The sequence below is a fragment of the Variovorax sp. WDL1 genome, assembly GCF_001541225.1.
GTDB lineage: Bacteria > Pseudomonadota > Gammaproteobacteria > Burkholderiales > Burkholderiaceae_C > Variovorax.
The window spans coordinates 968-2,385 of record NZ_LMTS01000149.1 but is presented as its reverse complement, the minus strand read 5'-3'; the positions used below and the strand labels follow the sequence as shown (position 1 = coordinate 2,385).

Sequence of the window (1,418 nt, the reverse complement as noted above, 5' to 3'; positions counted from 1 at the left end):
GCGCTTGCAGCCTCGAAGGTCTCGACTGCCTGGGCATGTGCCGGCAACGCCGACGAACATGGAAGCAAGGATGCCGTCCGGAATGGGCGACCGGCCCGCAGGAAAGCGCACCGAGCCGCGCCCGCTTTCCGGCGCCGCGGGCAAGAAAAAGCCCCTCGGAAGGGGCTGGTTGGGTCAGGCTTCGTAAACGAAGTAGTGCTCGCGCTGACGCGGGAAGAAGACATGTTTCCATGCATCGCCGCTGGTATTGCCACCGTCGAAGACGACCATGTCGTAGTCGTCAATGTCGGTGTTCATTAGGTCGGCGCTGGCGATATGGCGCATGTGCAGGGCGCCACGCATGCGCTCGAATACCAGGATCTGGCCGATGGCATCGTCCTGGCTCATGGCGTTGACGCAGGCTCCAAGCTGGTGCTCGAAGTCGGATGCGGGTGTGATGAGGTCGGGGAACATGGGATCGCTCCTGTGAAAGTGCGCCGGCCCGGCTCCCTGGTGGGAGACGGGCCGGCATGCGGTGATGAAAAGGAAGGCCGGGGATGTGTGTGGCAGCTATTCGCCGGCCAGCGGGAGGCCCGGCAACACGAGTGCGTCGGCATCGAGGATGAGGATGCGCAGATCGGCCTGACCGGCCAGTGCAAGGATCTGTGCCAGGTCGTCCGGCATGCCCTTGCTGCGGTGCTCCTGCCGAAGCTGCTCGGCAGTGATCCCCTCGACGTCCTGCAGGTGTTGGTCCGTCCAGGGCGTGGAGATTAGCTTGACGCCGATCGCCGGGCTGTAGGGAAGCCGGAACGCAACGAACAAAAAGGCCTCCGGCGTCGCGAGGTCAGCCAGGTTGGCCAGGTACTGGCCGGTTTCGTGGCTGATGTGCGCGCTGCTGATTTCCCAGCACCGGCTGTAGTAGCCGGTCTCGAAGCTCAACCGCTGCACGACTTCCCGTGCGGCCTCGGCCGAATAGGTGTCGCCAATGTGGACGGGGCGGTCGTCGAAGTCGTCGCCGTGGATCGCGTACACCACGGCACCCACCACGCCTTCGCCGCTGACCCCTTCAGCCGCGTCGCTTTCGGCGATCAGTGCGGCGCCGACAGGTTCGGTGCCAGTCCTGACCACCGCGAAGTCGCTGGTGACGATGCAGGGGGAAGAAACCAGCGCCGCGTCGCAGAGGTGCTGCTGGCTCGGGTGGATGTTTCGCCAGACATGCGGGCTTCCGTCCTCGTGGCTGATGGACAGCGTGCGGACGACCTTCAGATTCCAGTAGCCGCGTAGAAAGGGATTGGGGTTCTGGGACATGGGATCTCTCCAACAGAATAATGATGGAGCCAATCCCCGCCACCGGGAATTGACCCCGGTGGGTGGAAAGAAAGGGAACAGCGTCAGGTGGCGCTGATCGTTGGCGTTTGGGCCAATCGCTCGGCGACGCG

The 1,418-nt window shown here is 64.1% G+C and carries 2 protein-coding genes; both read right to left on the bottom strand.

The features are described 5' to 3' along the window. Window positions 1-174: 174 nt before the first annotated feature. A complete protein-coding gene (locus APY03_RS20040) occupies window positions 175-453 on the bottom strand; it encodes a hypothetical protein (RefSeq protein WP_003120030.1) in 279 nt (92 codons plus the stop codon). A 96-nt stretch (window positions 454-549) separates the two neighbouring features. After that, window positions 550-1,287 carry a DUF5983 family protein gene (locus APY03_RS20035; RefSeq protein WP_023656990.1) on the bottom strand — a complete coding sequence of 246 codons (738 nt, stop codon included), beginning with the start codon at window positions 1,285-1,287 and terminating at the stop codon, window positions 550-552. Window positions 1,288-1,418 lie beyond the last annotated feature (131 nt).